Source organism: Bacillus sp. AY2-1 (assembly GCF_008368965.1).
GTDB classification, from domain to species: Bacteria; Bacillota; Bacilli; order Bacillales; family Bacillaceae_G; genus Bacillus_A; species Bacillus_A thuringiensis_S.
This window is the reverse complement of record NZ_QPEL01000012.1, coordinates 21,556-39,780: the sequence shown is the minus strand read 5'-3', so window position 1 is coordinate 39,780 and position 18,225 is coordinate 21,556. Positions and strand designations below refer to the sequence as shown.

Sequence of the window (18,225 nt, the reverse complement as noted above, 5' to 3'; positions counted from 1 at the left end):
AGAGTAATGAAAAAAATAGTTGGTATTATCGTTTCCACAGTTATATGTGTGCCGTTTCTTATGGCAAATGTAGTAACGGCTACAAGTACGAATTCAAAAGCGGGTATTACATTTTCGAATAGCTATACACCAAATACATCAACTGATCCGACAAAGATAAATACAAAAAAAGAGACAGTTGATAAAAATAAAAATGGAGATAAATATTTACCGAAAACAGGAGGCCAGACACGGGACTTCAAACAATATATAGGATTGTTTTCGATTGTTTTATCTCTATATGTATTCAAAAGAATTAGGGGAAAGCAAGTGTATTCAAAATAAAAAATAGATGAAAACAGAGAAAAGGGGAAGGTACATATGAAACTAGCAAAATTAGCATTAATCGGTGCAGTATCATTAACATCAGTTGCAGCAGTAGGAACTTCAGCATTTGCGGAAGAGAAAGCAAATATGAAATCAAAAACCGATGTAACGTTTATTGAAGATACAAGCACAACAGATCCAAACAATCCAGAAAATCCAAATGAAAAAGTTACACCAGAGAACCCTGATGACCATGAAAAAGGAACAAAAGGTCCATTAAGTATTAACTACGTTTCTAACTTACACTTCGGCGAGCAAGTTATCTCTGGTAATGATCAAACGTACTTTGCAAAATTGGATAAAGTGAAACAAGGGAGCAAAACAGTTGAAGTACCTAACTTCGTATCTGTAACAGATAACCGTGGTACAAATGCAGGATGGAAATTGAAAGTAAAGCAAAATGCACAATTTAAAAGTGGTAATAGTGAGTTAACAAATGCAGCTTTAAGCTTAAGTAACCCAGCTGTAAATTCTGTAACTGATGCACAATATGCACCTACAACATTTAAAAATAAAGTAACGCTAGCTCCAGGTGGAGATGCGGTGGAAATTACTACTGCCGCAAAGAATAAAGGTATGGGTGATTGGACGACTGCATTTGGTAAAGGAACAGAACAAGGTAAACAGAGTGTGAGCTTATTCGTACCAGGTACGACGGCGAAAGAAAAAGGTGCGAAATATTCAGCTGAGTTAACTTGGACTTTAGAAGATACACCAAACTAAGCTTATACAAGATTGAAAATTAAGAATGACTGAATTTTAAAAAATGATTATAAAGGGGTATAAAACTATGAAACTAGCAAAAATAGCATTAATTGGAGCGGTAACATTATCATCAGTATCAGTAGGGACGTCTGCATTTGCAGCTGAGAAAGATGGCGGGAAATTAGACTCAAAAGCATTCATTAAATTCGAGAAAAATACAGATAAAATTGATGTTGTTAATCCAGAGAATCCAGATGAAACTGTAGATCCAGTTGATCCAGATAAAAAAGGTACAGATGGTCCACTAAGTATTGATTATGTATCTAACTTCAACTTTAAAACACAAAAAGCATCAGGGAATAACGAAATCTACTTTGCAGAATTAGATAAAGTAAAGAAAAAAGTAGACGGTTCTGTAATTGACGTGCCGAACTACGTTCAAGTAACAGATAATCGTGGTACAAATGCTGGATGGCATTTAACAGTAAAACAAAATGGTCAATTCAAAACTGCAGATGATAAAGCGTTGGATGGTGCAGCATTAACATTAAAAAATTCAGCTTTGAAATCAAACGCAGGTAGCGACGCACCAACAGCAGAACAATCTATCACATTAAATCCAAGTGGTGCAGCATCTGATTTAATCGATGCAAAAGAAAACCAAGGTATGGGTACATGGGTAAATACGTTTGGTAAAGATGCAACAGAAGCGAAACAAAGCGTAGAGTTATCTGTACCAGGTAAAACGAAAAAAGAACAAACACAATACACAACTTCACTAACTTGGGAACTAACAGACGCTCCTATGTAAGTAAGAGGAATTTTAAGATAAAAGAGGAAAATGAGAAGAGATAAGGGAATGGCTTTAACCTTATCTCTTTCTTGTCTATAAAATGGATATGAAGGGGACTACATAAGAGATGGTAAAAAAACTATTTACTAGCTTACTATTAATTACATTCTTCATGGTAAACGCTTTTTCAGTATATGCGGCTGAAATGAAATTCGCTGTGACAGCAGTTATACCAGAAAATCAAATTGATAAAAATCAAACGTATTTTGATTTGAAAATGCAACCTGGACAAAAGCAAACAATTCAAGTCCAAATGAAAAATGATACGAATAAAGAAGTTGTGGTAGAATCGTTTGCTAATACAGCAATTACGAATAGCAATGGTATTACAGATTATAGTACAGTAGAACCAAAAACGGATTCTACTTTGAAATATCCGTTTTCTAAAATTGCTAAAATGCCAAAAGAAACGAAAGTCCCAGCTAACAGCATAGTGACAGTTGATATAAACTTGGAAATGCCAAGTGAGTCGTTTGATGGTGTTATTTTAGGTGGTTTATACTTTAAAGAAAAAGAAGATGAGAATGCAAAGAAAAAAGATGAAGGTGTGCAAATTGAAAATAAATATGCATACGTAATTGGCGTTGTTTTAAAAGAGACGGATGCTGAAGTAAAACCAGACATGAAATTAAACGAAGTAAAGCCAACACAAATTAACGGGCGTAACGTTGTTACTGCAAATTTACAAAACGTAAAGCCAGCAATGTTAAAAAATTTAAGTGTTGATGCAAAGGTATATAAAGAAAAAGGTACAGACGTTTTATTTGAAGCGAAAAAAGAAAATTTAAGAATGGCGCCAAACTCAAACTTTGATTACGCTATTAGCTGGGAAAACAAAGCGTTTGATCCAGGAATGTACCGAGTAGAAGTGAAAGCCACTGATGGCGATCAAAAGTGGGAATGGACGAAGAAATTTACAATTGAAGGAAAGACAGCCGATAAGTTAAATGATACAGCGGTAGAAGCGAAAAAAGACTACACGCTATATTACATTATCGGCGGAGTACTACTGGTAATTATATTATTAGTTCTTGTGTTCTTCTTAGGTAGACGTTCTAAAAAAGAGGACGATAACGAAAAATAATATATTGATAGTGTAAAAAGAAAATAATGGATGTTTTACTATGAAAAATATATAATGGCTTTGTCTGTTATTTGTTGTAGTTCATTTATATTTCTATTTGTTGACCCGAATCTCGGGTCTTTTTTTATGGAATGAATTGCTATATATCAGTAATGAGAAAAATAGAATATACAGCACTTGCAGTAATTCCAGGGGTAATATAAAGGGATATAGCATCTCCTCTTGCAACTGGGTTTCCAGTTGTAATGCTAGTCCAAGTTACATTAGCGGGACCTACTGCCGGAGAAGGATTAAATACTTGAATTTGTCCTGCTCCGCTATCCGTTGGTTTAATGGAAAATACCATAGTTCCGGTAATTTTGTCAGTAGTAGTTAAGGTAATAGTAGATAGGATGTAGCTAGAAGAAGGGGTTGTGAGATTTGTTGGGACATTTCTGCAAATATTAATCGTATAAATAGCAGCAGGTAAATTATTTATATTTATAGACGCAGAAAAGCCGACAATACTACCGGCTCCAGCAGTGACATATGGAATAACATTGGAGTCAATTCCAGGAGAACCCGCTATACGTTGAAAACCAGCATTTGTTCCTTGAAAAACAATACTTTTTGCTGAAGCACTACCGGCAGATCCCATGGGTCCGGTGTTCCCCGTAGGTCCGGTACTACCGGTAGGTCCACTTTCTACTAATATGATATAATCCGGAGATACATTTGGAAATCCTTGAGGTGCATCCTTTTTTACAACATAGCCACTGCCCGTATAAGTGACAACTTGTCCTTTTTTATAGTTGGGGGCCGCTGCTAGACTGAAGGTGGTAGTACTTTGGAAACCAGCTCCGGAAGGTCCAGCACTACCAGTAGGTCCGGTAGCCCCAGTAGGCCCGGAAGGTCCAGTACTTCCGGTAGCCCCGGTGCTACCAGTGGGCCCAGTGTTTCCGTTAGAACCACCACTATTGCGTCTGCCATCGCAACTAAAACAATTACGTTGATACATGTACGTTCTCCTTTCTATATTTTGAAAATCTAGTTTTAAAAATAGAACTACTATATGTATATTACGGATTCTATATTTTTGTGTGGCTGATCGTATTTTGTGTCTAGATTTCAAAAATAGCGGTAGAAGAATTAAGTAGTGTTAGAGCCACCATTTCTCCTGAGGAAGCAAAATAACATCCACATCAAAATTCTCTTTAAACCAATCATACATCAATGTCTCTTTCACTAAATATTCAGAGGCAGAGTGTGACACCCCAATTAGAGACATATTTGTTTCTTTTACATAATCCATAATGAGCGAGTATTTATGTCGCCCGTAATCATTGTCGATATGGCAATGGATTTCTCCTGTAATATATGCTTCGGCACCTTTTTTTTCTGCTTCCTTCATTAAAGATACAACATCGCCACATCCAGCGATAATTGCGATTTTTTTGATGGAATCATGTCGTTTACCTTCGAAGTCTGTGTAAGGAATCTGGAAGAGTTGTTTTAGATGTTTTTGGAGTGCTTCTGTTGATGTTTCATCTATTTCACAAATAAGGCCAACTGCTTCTTGTTCTGGACCTCCATATGCAAAGTCGTCCACTACAGTAGCGGTTAATGCTTTTGCAATTGAAATACTCGTTCCATGTGTTTGATGAAAATCCATTGGTACGTGACATGTATATATAGAAAGTTGTTTTTCTTTTATTCCTTGCAAATATTTTTCAGGAATTGGTATGAAACCGCGGCCAGATCTTCCAATTGGATCACCGCACTCCATTACAAGGGGATGGTGCATAAAGAGTAAATCACCGGGTGTGGATTGTGAAATGAATGTTTCAAGAACGTTATCTGTAGGGAATACAGCTAAAAATACTTTGTTTACATTTTCAGATCCGTGCATCATAAGGCCGTTAAATAAATCTACAAAATTTGCTTCGAAAAATTGTTGCCAAGGAAATTTGATAGAATCATATACGGCTGGGATAAATCGACTAAAGGCACTATCTTTTCCGTATTTTTCAATTTGAAATAAGTGATCGAGTGATTGCTCTATTTTTTTTAAGGCTGGCATGTTTAATAATCCTCCTTAAGATGATTCTTGCTTTATGAGTTGTTTGTATTCTTCGTAGCGAAATAAGAAGCGATAGGAAACAAATAAAGCCTAGAATCCAGCCGATAGAAGGAGAATAGGGAAGTACATGCTGTAATAGCATTTCGCTAGAAATGAAGAAACTACCAAATAGACTTAATAAAATAGGATATCGTTGTAGTTTGAACACGGATAGCAAACCTCCTTTCTCCTGCATGAACTACTCATAAAAGCTCGATTGCTGAAACTTTATCACATACATTGTATATTAGTCTTAATTTTCTGTATATAAATTTTAAGAAAAATGGTGATACAATATATGAATGATAAGAGAAGAGAGGATGAAGATTAACATATGTACGTTACTGTAACAGAAGCAGCATATAAAAAGATTATGGATACGATTCCAAGTGAAGCGAAATATATAAAGTTATTTTACGATAATGAGGGTTGCGGTTGTGTCATGAGCGGAATCATCGATTTAGTAGCTGTAGCAGAGAAAGATGAGCGCGATGTGGATATTGAATCAAGCACAATGAATTTTATCGCTGATCGTACAAAGCTTGTATTTATGGACGATAAGTTAACGGTTGATTGGCATGAAAGTGGAGGAACTTTTCAGTTGAAGAGCCCAAGCCAGTTTTATAATCCAAATATGAAATTACACGTTCGAGTATAGTAAAGGAAAGGTGATTCCAAAATGTATTTTGGAATCACCTTTTTTTATTTTATAAGTCGATATATTTGGGAAGTCGCCGATATAAATGGAGTTGCGCCAATATAATTTCATTTACCAAAACGTTTCATATAATAAAAAGTTTTTTCACATAATGAAATGTACACATGATTGAATTTTCTGTATAATTTTCTTTGCGGAGGGGATACGCATGAGAAGATGGGGAATTGAGTTATTAATTTTAAGTGTTGTTATTATTTGGGGGATTAACTATACAATTGCGAAGTATGGACTTTTAGAATTTACAACAATTGAGTTTACCGCACTTCGTATGATGGCGGCGGCACCGCTCCTGTTACTTCTTACTTTTTTTATTGAAAAGTCGGTTTATATGGAGCGAAAGGATATACCTAGATTAATCATCGTTAGCGTTGTAGGTATTGTACTGTATCAAACGTTATTTATGGAAACTGTCAAATATACATCCGCTACAAATGCCTCTTTACTCATTTCTATTTCACCTATTTTTACAACTGTATTTGCGATTTTTCTGAAACAAGAAAAGTTTTCTTCTCGAAAGCTCATAGGTTCTATCATTGCCTTTAGTGGTGCAGCATTAGTTTTAGTAGCAGGACATTCACTTGCTAGTTCTTTTTATGGCAATGGAATTGGACTTATTACATCAATATGCTGGGGGCTTTATCCTGTTTTAGCAGGACCATTAATTAAAAAATATTCAGCACTACGTGTTACCGCATGGTCAGCCTTAGTTGGCGCGATTCCGCTTTTATTGTTAAGTGGACCATATGTATTTATAATGCCATTTCACATTACACACGGAATGACACTATTCGCCTTACTATATTCCATTTTCTTTGTAACAGTATTCGGCTTAGTCATGTGGTATGTTGGTGTTCAAAAAATTGGGGCGTCACATACGATGGTATATATGTATATAACGCCGCTTGTAGCTGTTTTATTTGCAGCTATCTGGGCAAATGAATATGTATCGTTTCAACAAATCATCGGTGGAATTATTATTTTTTTCGGTCTATGGTTTGTGAAATCAGAGAAAGTAAAAGTTCATTCTACTGCGGGGGAACCTATATCAAAATAGGAAAACAGATCACCTATGATCTGCTTTCCTATTTTTTTATTTTTGGTAAGAAGATGAGAAATAAGATAGCAGTAATAAGTGGAATTAAGTTTAAAAATGGAATACGGAAGAGTGTAATAAGAATAATACCTGGAAGAAGAACACCGAGGACAGCGTAAAAAATGCTATGGTTTTTCGTGTACCAATACAATGAAAGTCCGATAAGTGCAGGGATAATGAGGTGAATGAGAGCCATTAAAAAATAAATCATTAGACGCCCCCTTTATTTGTGTGCTTATTACATCATATCCGTATGTTCATAGATTGATATCATTTTTTTCATAAATGGACGAAAAAAGTTTGGAAAACCGTCACAAAATATGAGAATATGATGTTCGAAATCTTGTATAATATTATTTCCTAAAAACATTTAAACAACATAAACATACGGTTTATGTTGTTTTTAATTTGAGTGAAATGGATGTAAGGAATATGAATTTGAAAGAAATTTTTTGTTGAATAGATAAGAACGAATGAAGAGAGGTACAGCATGATTAGTATGTCACTAAGATCATTTAAAATCCAATCGTATTATATACTAGGTATTTTGTTACTAGGTTGGATGTTAACACCGTTTTCAGCACACTTTTTAGGCGCTGGAATTGGGCTTATTGTAAGTATGTATTGCGTTTGGCTTTTAGGGAGAAGAATTGAGAAGCTTGGAGATAGTATTGTAAAGAAGACGAAAGCACCGACACTCGGTATGTTTAACCGTTTTGCAGCTGCCATTTTGGGTGCTATTATTATGTACGAAATTGAGCACCACATGGTTATGTGGGCATTTGCAGTAGGGATTATGGGTGGTTATTTCTTAATCGTTGTGAATTTAGGATACTATAGCATGAAAGATGAGAAAGAATTAACGAAGAGCTAAAAAAGATAAAAAGATAAAAAACCTCTTTTGGATGGAATAGAGGATCCAGTGAGGGATAGAAGCGGTCAGAGCCTCTTTTAGCCTCATGCGATGTGAAACCAGAGAGATGTAATGAGTAGGGATATAATTTATATGTTCGAAACCGTGATTTGTCCCTGTGGAAATAGGTTTACTCTGGGATAAGTGATTCAGTGATGGATAGTACAACAGGAAGCGAAACTTTGCCTGAAATGCAGGTTTCTGCTTCTAATAAGTTAACATGAAATCACGTATTAGTAGGACTTTTATGTTCTTTAAAAAATTTGGATATAATACAACAAATTATTCCGATAATTAGAATAATATATTTTATCGTTTCACTTGTATGCTCAAATAAATTAACGTTAAGCATTACAAGTCCCCAAAAAATTTGGATCGCTCCGTAAATGAATAAAATTTTTCCTGCACGAGAAAAATTTTTCATAGGCTTCACCCTTTCCTGTATATGTAAATTGTATCATAAAAAACTAAAAATGAATGAGTATAAAATGAATTTTCTGTAATTTATTGAACTAAGTCACAGATGAAGAGATTAACGTTGCACTTTATATAAGATATAAAAAGAAGCTTACGTAAAAACGTAAGCTTCTTTTTTATGTAAGTGTGTGTAACCGTTAAGCCGCATTGGGTTTTGTCGGTGAGTACGCGAAACTTTACGGTTACACGACACTTATTCATATGAGTAAAGGGTTATTCCAACAGAAAGTGTTAATTTAAGCGATTGGGCCGCCTAAGTTAATAATATCTTCAGAAACGCTTTCGAACTTTTTGAAGTTCTCTTTGAATTCATTTGCAAGCTCGATTGCTTTTGCTTTGTAAGCAGCTTTATCAGCCCAAGTTTGTTCAGGCATTAACACTTCGTCAGGTACACCTGGTACGTGAAGTGGAACTTCAAGACCGAAGATGTCATGTTTAGCTGTTTCAGTTTTTGCAAGTTCACCGCTTAATGCTGCTTGAATCATTGCACGAGTATAACCTAAGTTCATACGTTTACCAACGCCGTATTCGCCGCCAGTCCAGCCAGTGTTTACTAGGAATACTTTCGCATCGTGTTTCTCGATTTTTTCACCAAGCATTTCAGCGTAGCGAGATGCATCAAGTGGTAAGAATGGTGAACCGAAGCAAGTTGAGAATGTAGCTTGCGGAGATGTAACACCGCGCTCTGTTCCTGCTAGTTTACTAGTGTAACCACTTAAGAAATGATACATAGCTTGCTCTTTTGATAACTTACTGATTGGAGGCAATACGCCAGATGCATCAGCAGTTAAGAAAATAATAGTATTTGGGTGTCCAGCAACACTTGGCAGTACGATATTGTCGATCGCATGCATAGGGTATGCAGCACGAGTATTTTCTGTTAAAGTAGTATCGTTGTAGTCTGCGATACGCGTTTGGTTATTAATGATAACGTTTTCTAAAACAGATCCGAATTTGATTGCATCGAAAATTTGTGGTTCTTTCTCGTGAGAAAGGTTTACACATTTTGCATAGCAACCGCCTTCAATATTGAATACACCGTTATCAGACCAACCGTGCTCATCATCACCGATTAATTTACGGTTTGGATCAGCAGATAAGGTTGTTTTACCTGTTCCAGATAAACCGAAGAATAGTGCTACGTCACCTTCTTCACCTACGTTTGCAGAGCAATGCATAGAAAGAATATCTTGTTCAGGTAGTAAGAAGTTCATAATAGAGAAGATTGATTTTTTCATTTCTCCAGCGTATTCTGTACCACCAATTAGTACAATACGTTTTTCGAATGAAACCATAATGAATGCTTCAGAGTTTGTACCGTCAACAGCTGGATCAGCTTTGAAATTCGGTGCAGAAACAATTGTGAACCCTGACTCATGAGTTGTTAATTCTTCTTCAGTTGGACGAATGAATAATTGATGTACAAATAAATTGTGCCATGCATATTCATTAATAACTTGAATTGGTAGGCGGTAATTGCGGTCAGCGCCTGCAAATCCTTTGAAGACGAATAACTCTTCTTTTTCTTTTAAGTATTCTAAAACTTTAGTATATAATTTATTAAAATGTTCTTCAGAAATCGGTTGGTTCACAGCTCCCCAAGCAATTTTGTCAGCAACCGATGCTTCTTTCACAATAAATTTATCTTTAGGAGAACGTCCTGTATATTTTCCTGTTGAAGCAGAAACGGCACCAGTAGAAGTTAATTTCCCTTCATTTCGCATTAATACTTTTTCCACTAATTGCGGAACACTTAGTTGAATCTGTGCATTGCTTCCGTTCAATAATTCGTGTAAACCAATTTGGACATTCACAGTACTCATATTTATATACCATCCTTTTCATTTAATGAAATATTTCTCGTAATCCCCAACAAGAGTATAACACAATTATATAAATAATGTATACTATTTATTTCTTTTTGTTTGTGTGAATGTATTATTTCCCTATTAATATTTCATTTTAGGCGTATTGAGAAAAACTTTCAGGAAAATGTGAATATTAATTGACAAATGAATATCATTTCTTTAGTATAGGTTGGGACGGATACTCTCTTATCCCGAGCTGGCGGAGGGACAGGCCCGATGAAGCCCAGCAACCTCACTTGTATTGATAAATGCAGGTGAATAGGTGCTAAAACCTGTGCGAGGCTACAGGTCTCGAACGATAAGAGCGAAGGGCAAAAAGCAGTATGCAAGTAGCAAATTAAACCTTTCCTCTATGTAAAGTAGGAAAGGTTTTTCTGTATGCTTGTGTGGGAGAATAAATGTATGTCGCAGTTTGTGGCAAATTAAGGATGAGTTCCGTACAATATATACAATTACTGTAGGGAGGTTTACCACATGACAAAAAAACGTCATCTGTTCACATCTGAGTCTGTAACTGAAGGACATCCAGATAAAATTTGTGACCAAATTTCTGATTCAATTTTAGATGCGATCTTATCAAAAGACGCAAATGCACGTGTAGCTTGTGAAACAACTGTAACAACTGGTTTAGTATTGGTAGCGGGGGAAATTACGACTTCTACTTACGTAGATATTCCGAAAATCGTTCGTGAAACAATTCAAGGCATTGGTTACACACGCGCAAAATACGGATTCGATGCAGAAACTTGTGCTGTTTTAACATCTATCGATGAGCAGTCTGCTGACATCGCTATGGGTGTTGACCAAGCGCTAGAAGCACGCGAAGGTCAAATGACTGACGCTGAGATTGAGGCAATTGGTGCAGGAGACCAAGGTTTAATGTTTGGTTTTGCATGTAATGAAACACAAGAATTAATGCCACTTCCAATCTCGCTTGCTCACAAATTAGCTCGCCGTTTAACTGAAGTACGTAAAGATGATACATTGTCATACTTACGTCCAGATGGAAAAACGCAAGTTACAGTTGAGTATGATGAAAATGGTAAACCAGTACGTGTTGATACTATCGTAATTTCTACACAACATCACCCAGATGTTACATGGGAAGAAATCGATCGCGACTTAAAAGAGCACGTAATTAAAGCTGTAGTACCAGCAGAATTAATGGATGGAGAAACGAAATTCTTCATTAATCCAACTGGCCGCTTCGTAATTGGTGGACCACAAGGTGATGCTGGTTTAACAGGACGTAAAATCATCGTTGATACTTACGGTGGATATGCTCGCCATGGCGGCGGTGCATTCTCTGGTAAAGATGCAACAAAAGTTGACCGTTCAGCAGCATATGCAGCTCGTTATGTTGCGAAAAACATCGTAGCAGCTGGTCTTGCTGACAAAGCAGAAGTACAACTTGCATACGCAATCGGTGTAGCACAACCAGTATCAATTTCAGTTGATACATTCGGCACAGGTAAAGTATCTGAAGACGTACTAGTAGAACTAGTTCGTAACAACTTCGATCTTCGCCCAGCTGGTATTATTAAAATGCTAGACTTACGTCGCCCAATTTACAAACAAACAGCAGCTTACGGCCACTTCGGACGTACTGATGTAGATCTTTCATGGGAACGTACAGACAAAGCTGCAGCTTTAAAAGAGCAAGCTGGTCTATAATATATGAAAAAAAGCTTTGCGCGGTGAGCGCAAAGCTTTTTTTATTTCGTTTTACTTACAATTTGAATACATGAACTACAATATACTTCTCCATCTAGCTCAATATACTTTTTCATATTAGTCATGCCACTTGCTGGAAATGGCATATGAATCCAAGCCTTTTCATACGTTTGTATTTCCTTTTTATATGATTTACAAAGGGTGGGTTTCTTCTGGAACATATGTAATCAACCGTTCATTTGACGTGCTTTACCTGCGCAAAAGGCACTGCTTAGTAAAAATAGTGTCGCGAATATAATGCTTACTAATGTAGCGTATGGAATTGCGCCTTTTAAGGAAAAGCCGACAGTGATTGAAGCGACGAATAAGAGGATGAATGTTGTTGTTAATTTTTTATAAAGTTCCATACTATGTAGACCTCCAATTTATTTTTTAGTACAAGTTTTAAAATTGAATTCTATTATGTAGAAAATATAAAGAGTAACTAAAGATGTGTAGTCTAGGAGTATAAGAAAGTGCACTTTCCTTTTTGTGGATTAGTATACTTATATTGTATCATGGCGCATGATTGGCTTCATACATAATTGTGTAAAGATATGTATGATAAAATGAAGAAAAGTCTTTAAGAAAGGAAAGATAAAAAATGAGTGTAACTGAACATAAAAAACAAGCTCCAAAAGAAGTGCGTTGCAAGATTGTTACGATTTCCGATACACGTACGGAAGAAACGGATAAGAGCGGACAACTATTACATGAATTGTTAAAAGAAGCGGGCCATACAGTAACCTCTTATGAAATTGTAAAAGATGATAAAGAAAGTATTCAGCAAGCAGTGTTAGCTGGTTATCATAAGGAAGATGTAGATGTTGTATTAACAAATGGCGGTACTGGTATTACGAAGCGTGATGTAACAATTGAAGCAGTGTCAGCTCTATTAGATAAAGAGATTGTCGGGTTTGGTGAGTTGTTCCGCATGATTAGTTATTTAGAAGATATCGGAAGCAGCGCAATGTTAAGTAGAGCGATTGGGGGTACAATTGGGCGCAAAGTAGTTTTCTCGATGCCAGGATCGAGCGGGGCGGTTCGCCTTGCGATGAATAAATTAATTTTACCGGAATTAGGCCATATTACATTTGAGCTACATCGCCAATGAGTAGGTGGGCTGGAATTGTATTAGCGGGCGGTATGTCGAGTAGATTTGGTGAGCCGAAAGCGTTAGCGAGCTGGCAAGGTAGTACTTTTATTGAGCATATTTTGAAAGAGATGACAAGTGCGCTCCAAGAAGTTGTAGTCATTAGTCATTCTGATATAAAAGAGCGAGTAGAGCAATTCGTACAAGTTCCTGTTATAGAAGATATCCCGCACTATAAAGGGAATGGACCGCTGGCCGGTATTGTATCAGGAATGGAATACATAGAAGCAGATTGGTATGCTATTATGCCTTGCGATGCGCCAAATGTTTCGCATGAATGGTTTACCATTTTACTGGAGCAAACGAGCAATGAATATGATGCAGTTGTACCTATTATTAATGGAAGAAAACAGCCGCTACTTGCAGCGTATCATAACCGCGTGAAAGAAAAGATTTATGCTTTACTTCAGGAAGAGAAAAGAAGTATGGGGCAGCTTTTATCACAATGTAATGTGAAGTATATTGTTGGTGAAGATGTACAAGCGAATGCGGATTGGTTTATAAATGTGAATACGAAAGAAGAATATGTGCAGGCTCAAAAAGACCTTTCAAATGAATGAAAGGTTTTTTTGTATACAGAAATTGGGGAACAATTACTGTATAAAGGTATGTGAGTAAGTTGATTTTAAGGGGAATTTCTTAAAATCACTATACAGTTAAAATAGTGTATAACCATATATTAATTTTTATGGGTTTTTATTACAAGTCTGTTTAGTTATGTTTGTTTTTGCTATAATAAATATGGAAATAAATGATATTTCACCTTATGTATCATTAGTTTAACTAAAATTTACAAGTGTGTAATAAACTCCCTTCGTTTTTTGAAGGGAGTTTTTCTAGTTAAGCAAGTAACTCTGATGTGTTATGCTGAAGGACTTCTTCATACTGGTTAAGTAAGCCGCGAAAGATCTCATCCCAGCTTTTTGATTTCGCATAAGATGAAGCTGTTATCCCCATTTGTATAAGTTGCTCTTTATTTTGCAATAAAGAATAAATGGATGATAGAAATGCATCCTCATTTTTAGGGGGACAAAGAATTCCCGTTTTTCCATCTGTAATAATATTTTTAACCCCGCCACTATTTGCACCAATGACAGGTGTGCCGCATGCGAGTGATTCAAGTACGACATTTCCGAATGTTTCAGTAGCTGATGGAAATACCATTATGTTAGAACAAGCATATGCTTCAGCTAAATCTGCACTTTGTAAATAGCCAGTAAAAGTGACATTTGTTTGTGGAACAGCTTCACGCAAATTTGTTGCTAGAGGTCCGTCTCCTGCGATGAGCCAATGAATGTCGTTTCGAGTATGCGATGTTTTAACGATAAGGTTTTGCAACGTATCAATATCTTTTTCAGGAGCAATTCGTCCTACATAGGAAAGAACGTACTTCGCTGTAATATTATATTTTTTTCGGAATAGGTCTGTATTGTAAGCTGGATGAAAGAGTGTGCAATCTACACCACGTCCCCAAATGGAGAGGGCCTGAAAGCCTTTATTTTTTAATTGATGTAATGTTTCAGAGGAGGGAACAAAATTTTTTTGCATATGACTATGAAACCATTTTAAATAGTTCCAAAGCATATTGGAGAGAAATTCAATTTTGTAATAGCGTAAATACGCATCGAAATCAGTATGATAAGAACCGACAACTGGGATGTTTAACTTTTTGGCGTAATACAGTCCACAAAGTCCCATGTTGAAAGGTGTGGCAATGTGAATAATGTCAGGTTTAAAGGAATGAAGTTCCCGTTTAATACGCGGAGTAGGAAAAGAAAAGCGACATTCTGGATATAATATTGTTAACGGGATACTTCTCATCTTGTTCACATTAGCTACGAAATTATCTTCAGCTGTATGCTGAGGGGCGAAAACAGAATAGGCGATCTGTTCTTTCTGAAAGTAACTTGTTAATCGTTCTAACGTTTTCGCAACCCCGTTAACTTGTGGCGTAAAAGTATCGGTAAAAATGGCGACTCTCATCATATCACTCCTTTATGTGAAAAGTGGGATGAATTGATAAAAAGAGATGATGCCAGAGCAAGTGCCAAGGCACATGCCGACGAACACATCTGACGGATAGTGAAGTCCTAAATAAATACGTGAAATACCGACGCATAATGCTAACGGTAATAGGAAAGCAAGTAAGCTTGGATTATAGCAAATAAATGGAATGAAGACAGAGAAAACGGCTGTTGTATGACCAGACGGGAAAGAGTGGTCTTTTAATGGATGGACTGGATATTTCGCATCCTGAATTGTTAAATAAGGACGTTTTCGTGGATACCACCTTTTTAATATTTGTACAGGAATATGGCTAATTGCTAAAGAAATAGCAGTAGCGATTGCTGCTTGGTGTAAAGTCCCTTTTGCAAAAATTAAAAAGAAAAGTGTAAGTGCAATGGAGAAAGTAGCACCACCGATATGGGTAATATTGCTGAAAAAGATGTTTAATGTTTTTTGATCAAAGTAGCGATTAATTCCTTTAAAAATGTAACATTCTATTTTATATAATCCACTGACCTTCATGAAAATTCTCCTCCCTCGTTTACATATATATGGAGATATTAGCTTTTATTTTAATAAGATTTTGTTGAGGGAGTAATAATATTTTGTAAAGAAAAAGTTAGATTTTATATAAAAAAAGCTGCCAATCTTATGGCAGCGGAAATTTACTTCTGTAATGATTTATAATATTGACCTTTTTCAACGTATTGCGTACGAATACGCTCCATATCTTTACGGTCTTCTTCTGTTAATTCACGAATGACTTTCGCGGGACGACCGAAAGCTAACGTGTTTGGTGGAATTTTCTTTCCTTGTGAAACGAGGCTTCCGGCACCGATAAAAGCTCCTTCGCCAATTTCAGCACCATCTAATATAATGGATCCCATTCCAATTAAAGCATCCTTTTTAATATGACAGCTATGTAAAATAACTTGATGCCCAACTGTAACATCATCTTCTAAAATAAGAGGATACTGAGGGCTTTGGTGGAGTGTACATTGGTCTTGTACATTTACTCGGTCTCCAATGATTGTTGCTGACACATCACCACGGATGACTGTATTAAACCAAATACTTGATTCCTCGCCAACGGAAACATCGCCTGTAATCGTAACATAGTCAGCGATAAAAGCACTACTCGCAATTTTCGGATTTTTTTCTTTGTAAGGATATATCATGTAAAGTCTTCCTTTCCTAGAGACTAGTTTTAGTGTATCAAATTATGAGAAAGAGTGAAATGGAGGAGGTCCATATGTGGAATTATGAAGCAGAGGAAGCGAAAGCTGTCATTGTTATCGTGCACGGCGCAATGGAATATCACGGACGTTACGAAGCCGTTGCGGAAATGTGGAATCATCTCGGCTACCACGTCGTGATGGGGGACCTTCCGTCACATGGAACGACTTCAAGAAATAGAGGACATATTGATTCGTTTGATGAATACATAGAGGAAGTTAAATTATGGGTGAAAGAAGCAAGAAAGTATAGGTTACCTATTTTTCTATTCGGTCATAGTATGGGTGGTCTTATTGTCATTCGTATGATGCAAGAAACGAAGAGAGAAGATGTAGATGGTATTATTTTGAGTTCGCCTTGTTTAGGGGTAGTGACTGGGCCCTCTGCTCCGCTTCAATTTGCTGCAAAAATATTAAATGTTGTGGCTCCAAAATTGCAATTTGCAACGAATCTTACGGTGGAAATGTCAACAAGGAATCATGAAGTGAGAGATGCAATGGAGAATGATTCATTGTTCTTGCGCAAAGTATCAGTGCGTTGGTATAGTGAATTGATTAAGTCTATTGAAATTGCTCATAAGAAAATAGATGCTTTTCCAGATGTTCCGCTCTTGCTAATGCAAGCATGTGAGGATAAACTTGTAGATAAAACACGTGTCCGCATGTGGTTTGATAATGTTAAAATAAGTGATAAGGCATATAAAGAATGGCCGAATTGTTATCATGAGTTATTAAATGAGTATGAGCGTGATGAAATTTTGAATTATATTCAGTCATTTACTGAAATGCATGTCAATAATATAGTAAAAACAAACAAATAAATCATTATTTGTACATTTAATAGAGGAGATGAAGGAAGAAGTGAACGTACCGAGTAATCCCATAACGCTCATGGCGAAAGTATACCGTGATGTGTTTCCGGTTGTACACCATGAGCTAGCGATGTGGAAAGAGCGTGCCTACCATATTCCGAATGATGAGCTTCATAGTCAGGCAATCGCAAGTATTGAGCATAAAACGTTTCATTGTGAGGGTGGTGGCATTTTATCGCTGCTAGCAAATGAACACCGAGAGGAATGTATTCGTTTTATCGTAGCGTATCAAACAATCAGTGACTATTTAGATAATTTATGTGATCGCAGTACATCACTTGATCCGAATGATTTTGCCGCTCTACATGAATCAATGTTAATGGCACTATCACCTGAAGTGGAAGGTGGCGGTAATTATTATCGTTATCGTGATGATCAAGATGATGGTGGTTATTTAGATGAACTTGTTGAAACGTGCCAAGATGTTTTAAAGAAAACGAAGCACTATGAAAAAATTGCTCCTGTTCTGCATGAACTTGCTTGTTATTATTGTGATTTACAAATTCATAAACACGTGAAGTTAGAAGAGAGAGAACCGCGCCTGAAAACATGGTTTGAAGCACATAAAGAAAACTTACCTGAGATGAGCTGGTTTGAATTTTCAGCATGTGCCGGTTCTACGCTTGGAATTTTCTGCCTTGTAGCATATGCATTTCATGATGAATTACATGATGAAGATATTGCGAAAATTAGACAAGGATACTTTCCTTACGTACAAGGACTTCATATCTTACTTGATTATTTCATCGATCAAGAAGAAGACCGCATAGGCGGAGATTTGAATTTCTGTAGTTATTATGAAAACGAGCAAGCTATATTAGATCGTATGAAACACTTTGTAGAAGAAGCAGAGAAGAGCATTGGTGATTTGCCTCATGCGAAGTTTCATCGTCTTATAAGCCGAGGATTACTTGGTATTTATTTATCAGATCAAAAAGTATCAGCACAAAAGAATATGCACAAAATGGCACGGCGCATTGTAAAGTACGGAGGCCTCACTTCAAGATTCTTCTATTGGAACGGGAAGATGTACCGAAAGAAAATGGCGCAGTGATGAAGAAAACCACTCA

22 protein-coding genes and 1 riboswitch are annotated in these 18,225 nt (G+C 36.5%); of the genes, 12 read left to right on the top strand and 10 right to left on the bottom strand.

Annotated elements, in window-relative coordinates:
- Window positions 1–6 precede the first annotated feature (6 nt).
- The 4 genes from DN403_RS02035 to DN403_RS02020 all read left to right on the top strand — a co-directional run bounded on the left by DN403_RS02035 (window position 7) and on the right by DN403_RS02020 (window position 3,008).
- Window positions 7–324: an EF2685/EF0750 family sortase-dependent surface protein gene (locus tag DN403_RS02035; protein ID WP_000724871.1), complete on the top strand. Its 318-nt coding sequence runs from the start codon at window positions 7–9 to the stop codon at window positions 322–324.
- 36 nt (window positions 325–360) lie between these two features.
- Complete coding sequence (locus DN403_RS02030) at window positions 361–1,089, top strand: WxL domain-containing protein (RefSeq protein ID WP_000761529.1); 729 nt, start codon at window positions 361–363, stop codon at window positions 1,087–1,089.
- Between the two features lie 67 nt (window positions 1,090–1,156).
- Window positions 1,157–1,882 (top strand): WxL domain-containing protein, encoded by a 726-nt coding sequence (locus DN403_RS02025; RefSeq protein ID WP_000761506.1) that lies wholly within the window; start codon window positions 1,157–1,159, stop codon window positions 1,880–1,882.
- Window positions 1,883–1,991: 109 nt separating this feature from the next.
- On the top strand, window positions 1,992–3,008 hold the full coding sequence (locus DN403_RS02020) for a WxLIP family cell surface protein (RefSeq protein ID WP_149185282.1): 1,017 nt from the start codon (window positions 1,992–1,994) through the stop codon (window positions 3,006–3,008).
- Between the two features lie 139 nt (window positions 3,009–3,147).
- Here the strand turns inward: DN403_RS02020 and DN403_RS02015 are convergent, their stop codons facing one another.
- Window positions 3,148–4,005 carry a collagen-like domain-containing protein gene (locus DN403_RS02015; RefSeq protein ID WP_074790622.1) on the bottom strand — a complete coding sequence of 286 codons (858 nt, stop codon included), beginning with the start codon at window positions 4,003–4,005 and terminating at the stop codon, window positions 3,148–3,150.
- Between the two features lie 141 nt (window positions 4,006–4,146).
- Window positions 4,147–5,067, bottom strand: coding sequence for a Nif3-like dinuclear metal center hexameric protein (locus DN403_RS02010; RefSeq protein WP_149185281.1), 921 nt, complete (start codon window positions 5,065–5,067; stop codon window positions 4,147–4,149).
- Window positions 5,068–5,440: 373 nt separating this feature from the next.
- Between DN403_RS02010 and DN403_RS02005 the strand changes: the two genes are divergently transcribed.
- Together DN403_RS02005 and DN403_RS02000 are read left to right on the top strand one after the other, a co-directional pair.
- Window positions 5,441–5,764 carry an iron-sulfur cluster biosynthesis family protein gene (locus tag DN403_RS02005; protein WP_000289572.1) on the top strand — a complete coding sequence of 108 codons (324 nt, stop codon included), beginning with the start codon at window positions 5,441–5,443 and terminating at the stop codon, window positions 5,762–5,764.
- Window positions 5,765–5,972: 208 nt separating this feature from the next.
- Window positions 5,973–6,878 carry a DMT family transporter gene (locus DN403_RS02000; protein ID WP_001255421.1) on the top strand — a complete coding sequence of 302 codons (906 nt, stop codon included), beginning with the start codon at window positions 5,973–5,975 and terminating at the stop codon, window positions 6,876–6,878.
- A 28-nt stretch (window positions 6,879–6,906) separates the two neighbouring features.
- Here the strand turns inward: DN403_RS02000 and DN403_RS01995 are convergent, their stop codons facing one another.
- Window positions 6,907–7,128: a hypothetical protein gene (locus DN403_RS01995; protein WP_000639042.1), complete on the bottom strand. Its 222-nt coding sequence runs from the start codon at window positions 7,126–7,128 to the stop codon at window positions 6,907–6,909.
- 279 nt (window positions 7,129–7,407) lie between these two features.
- On the opposite strand from DN403_RS01995, the gene DN403_RS01990 reads away from it, so the two are divergent.
- Entirely contained in the window at window positions 7,408–7,791 is a 384-nt protein-coding gene (locus DN403_RS01990; RefSeq protein ID WP_000624926.1) for an ATP synthase subunit I, read from the top strand.
- Window positions 7,792–8,056: 265 nt separating this feature from the next.
- Here DN403_RS01990 and DN403_RS01985 read toward each other — a convergent pair whose 3' ends face one another.
- Both DN403_RS01985 and pckA read right to left on the bottom strand, forming a co-directional pair.
- Window positions 8,057–8,254, bottom strand: coding sequence for a hypothetical protein (locus tag DN403_RS01985; RefSeq protein WP_000788101.1), 198 nt, complete (start codon window positions 8,252–8,254; stop codon window positions 8,057–8,059).
- Between the two features lie 289 nt (window positions 8,255–8,543).
- Window positions 8,544–10,130, bottom strand: a complete 1,587-nt coding sequence (gene pckA / locus DN403_RS01980; protein ID WP_000108813.1) for a phosphoenolpyruvate carboxykinase (ATP) — start codon at window positions 10,128–10,130, stop codon at window positions 8,544–8,546.
- A 228-nt stretch (window positions 10,131–10,358) separates the two neighbouring features.
- Window positions 10,359–10,480: riboswitch (SAM riboswitch) on the top strand.
- A gap of 169 nt (window positions 10,481–10,649) precedes the next feature.
- On the opposite strand from pckA, the gene metK reads away from it, so the two are divergent.
- The gene (metK, locus tag DN403_RS01975) at window positions 10,650–11,849 is read left to right on the top strand and encodes a methionine adenosyltransferase (protein WP_000163117.1); all 1,200 of its coding nucleotides are present in this window, start codon (window positions 10,650–10,652) and stop codon (window positions 11,847–11,849) included.
- A gap of 41 nt (window positions 11,850–11,890) precedes the next feature.
- Here metK and DN403_RS01970 read toward each other — a convergent pair whose 3' ends face one another.
- Complete coding sequence (locus DN403_RS01970; RefSeq protein ID WP_000486788.1) at window positions 11,891–12,070, bottom strand: hypothetical protein; 180 nt, start codon at window positions 12,068–12,070, stop codon at window positions 11,891–11,893.
- Window positions 12,071–12,076: 6 nt separating this feature from the next.
- Window positions 12,077–12,256, bottom strand: a complete 180-nt coding sequence (locus DN403_RS01965) for a hypothetical protein (protein WP_000424807.1) — start codon at window positions 12,254–12,256, stop codon at window positions 12,077–12,079.
- 236 nt (window positions 12,257–12,492) lie between these two features.
- Here DN403_RS01965 and DN403_RS01960 point away from each other — a divergent pair, with 236 nt between their 5' ends.
- Both DN403_RS01960 and DN403_RS01955 read left to right on the top strand, forming a co-directional pair.
- Complete coding sequence (locus DN403_RS01960; RefSeq protein ID WP_000117130.1) at window positions 12,493–13,002, top strand: MogA/MoaB family molybdenum cofactor biosynthesis protein; 510 nt, start codon at window positions 12,493–12,495, stop codon at window positions 13,000–13,002.
- Window positions 12,999–13,601, top strand: a complete 603-nt coding sequence (locus DN403_RS01955; protein WP_016077182.1) for a molybdenum cofactor guanylyltransferase — start codon at window positions 12,999–13,001, stop codon at window positions 13,599–13,601. Before DN403_RS01960 ends, DN403_RS01955 begins: the two co-directional genes overlap by 4 nt.
- Window positions 13,602–13,881: 280 nt before the next feature.
- Here the strand turns inward: DN403_RS01955 and DN403_RS01950 are convergent, their stop codons facing one another.
- The 3 genes from DN403_RS01950 to DN403_RS01940 form a co-directional block, all read right to left on the bottom strand.
- Window positions 13,882–15,024 (bottom strand): glycosyltransferase family 4 protein, encoded by a 1,143-nt coding sequence (locus tag DN403_RS01950; RefSeq protein WP_016077183.1) that lies wholly within the window; start codon window positions 15,022–15,024, stop codon window positions 13,882–13,884.
- A 12-nt stretch (window positions 15,025–15,036) separates the two neighbouring features.
- Window positions 15,037–15,570, bottom strand: a complete 534-nt coding sequence (locus tag DN403_RS01945) for a phosphatase PAP2 family protein (protein ID WP_000868582.1) — start codon at window positions 15,568–15,570, stop codon at window positions 15,037–15,039.
- A 143-nt stretch (window positions 15,571–15,713) separates the two neighbouring features.
- A complete protein-coding gene (locus DN403_RS01940) occupies window positions 15,714–16,226 on the bottom strand; it encodes a gamma carbonic anhydrase (protein WP_000640205.1) in 513 nt (170 codons plus the stop codon).
- Between the two features lie 74 nt (window positions 16,227–16,300).
- On the opposite strand from DN403_RS01940, the gene DN403_RS01935 reads away from it, so the two are divergent.
- On the top strand, window positions 16,301–17,104 hold the full coding sequence (locus DN403_RS01935) for an alpha/beta hydrolase (protein ID WP_000267427.1): 804 nt from the start codon (window positions 16,301–16,303) through the stop codon (window positions 17,102–17,104).
- A 40-nt stretch (window positions 17,105–17,144) separates the two neighbouring features.
- Window positions 17,145–18,209 (top strand): tetraprenyl-beta-curcumene synthase family protein, encoded by a 1,065-nt coding sequence (locus tag DN403_RS01930; RefSeq protein WP_001102476.1) that lies wholly within the window; start codon window positions 17,145–17,147, stop codon window positions 18,207–18,209.
- Window positions 18,210–18,225: the final 16 nt, after the last annotated feature.

Bases quoted from the DNA above. Each gene is read 5' to 3' on its own strand.
- DN403_RS02035 (WP_000724871.1), top strand. From the start codon at position 7: ATGAAAAAAATAGTTGGTATTATCGTTTCCACAGTTATATGTGTGCCG.
- DN403_RS02030 (WP_000761529.1), top strand. From the start codon at position 361: ATGAAACTAGCAAAATTAGCATTAATCGGTGCAGTATCATTAACATCA.
- DN403_RS02025 (WP_000761506.1), top strand. From the start codon at position 1,157: ATGAAACTAGCAAAAATAGCATTAATTGGAGCGGTAACATTATCATCA.
- DN403_RS02020 (WP_149185282.1), top strand. From the start codon at position 1,992: ATGGTAAAAAAACTATTTACTAGCTTACTATTAATTACATTCTTCATG.
- DN403_RS02015 (WP_074790622.1), bottom strand. From the start codon at position 4,005: ATGTATCAACGTAATTGTTTTAGTTGCGATGGCAGACGCAATAGTGGT.
- DN403_RS02010 (WP_149185281.1), bottom strand. From the start codon at position 5,067: ATGCCAGCCTTAAAAAAAATAGAGCAATCACTCGATCACTTATTTCAA.
- DN403_RS02005 (WP_000289572.1), top strand. From the start codon at position 5,441: ATGTACGTTACTGTAACAGAAGCAGCATATAAAAAGATTATGGATACG.
- DN403_RS02000 (WP_001255421.1), top strand. From the start codon at position 5,973: ATGAGAAGATGGGGAATTGAGTTATTAATTTTAAGTGTTGTTATTATT.
- DN403_RS01995 (WP_000639042.1), bottom strand. From the start codon at position 7,128: ATGATTTATTTTTTAATGGCTCTCATTCACCTCATTATCCCTGCACTT.
- DN403_RS01990 (WP_000624926.1), top strand. From the start codon at position 7,408: ATGATTAGTATGTCACTAAGATCATTTAAAATCCAATCGTATTATATA.
- DN403_RS01985 (WP_000788101.1), bottom strand. From the start codon at position 8,254: ATGAAAAATTTTTCTCGTGCAGGAAAAATTTTATTCATTTACGGAGCG.
- pckA (WP_000108813.1), bottom strand. From the start codon at position 10,130: ATGAGTACTGTGAATGTCCAAATTGGTTTACACGAATTATTGAACGGA.
- metK (WP_000163117.1), top strand. From the start codon at position 10,650: ATGACAAAAAAACGTCATCTGTTCACATCTGAGTCTGTAACTGAAGGA.
- DN403_RS01970 (WP_000486788.1), bottom strand. From the start codon at position 12,070: ATGTTCCAGAAGAAACCCACCCTTTGTAAATCATATAAAAAGGAAATA.
- DN403_RS01965 (WP_000424807.1), bottom strand. From the start codon at position 12,256: ATGGAACTTTATAAAAAATTAACAACAACATTCATCCTCTTATTCGTC.
- DN403_RS01960 (WP_000117130.1), top strand. From the start codon at position 12,493: ATGAGTGTAACTGAACATAAAAAACAAGCTCCAAAAGAAGTGCGTTGC.
- DN403_RS01955 (WP_016077182.1), top strand. From the start codon at position 12,999: ATGAGTAGGTGGGCTGGAATTGTATTAGCGGGCGGTATGTCGAGTAGA.
- DN403_RS01950 (WP_016077183.1), bottom strand. From the start codon at position 15,024: ATGAGAGTCGCCATTTTTACCGATACTTTTACGCCACAAGTTAACGGG.
- DN403_RS01945 (WP_000868582.1), bottom strand. From the start codon at position 15,570: ATGAAGGTCAGTGGATTATATAAAATAGAATGTTACATTTTTAAAGGA.
- DN403_RS01940 (WP_000640205.1), bottom strand. From the start codon at position 16,226: ATGATATATCCTTACAAAGAAAAAAATCCGAAAATTGCGAGTAGTGCT.
- DN403_RS01935 (WP_000267427.1), top strand. From the start codon at position 16,301: ATGTGGAATTATGAAGCAGAGGAAGCGAAAGCTGTCATTGTTATCGTG.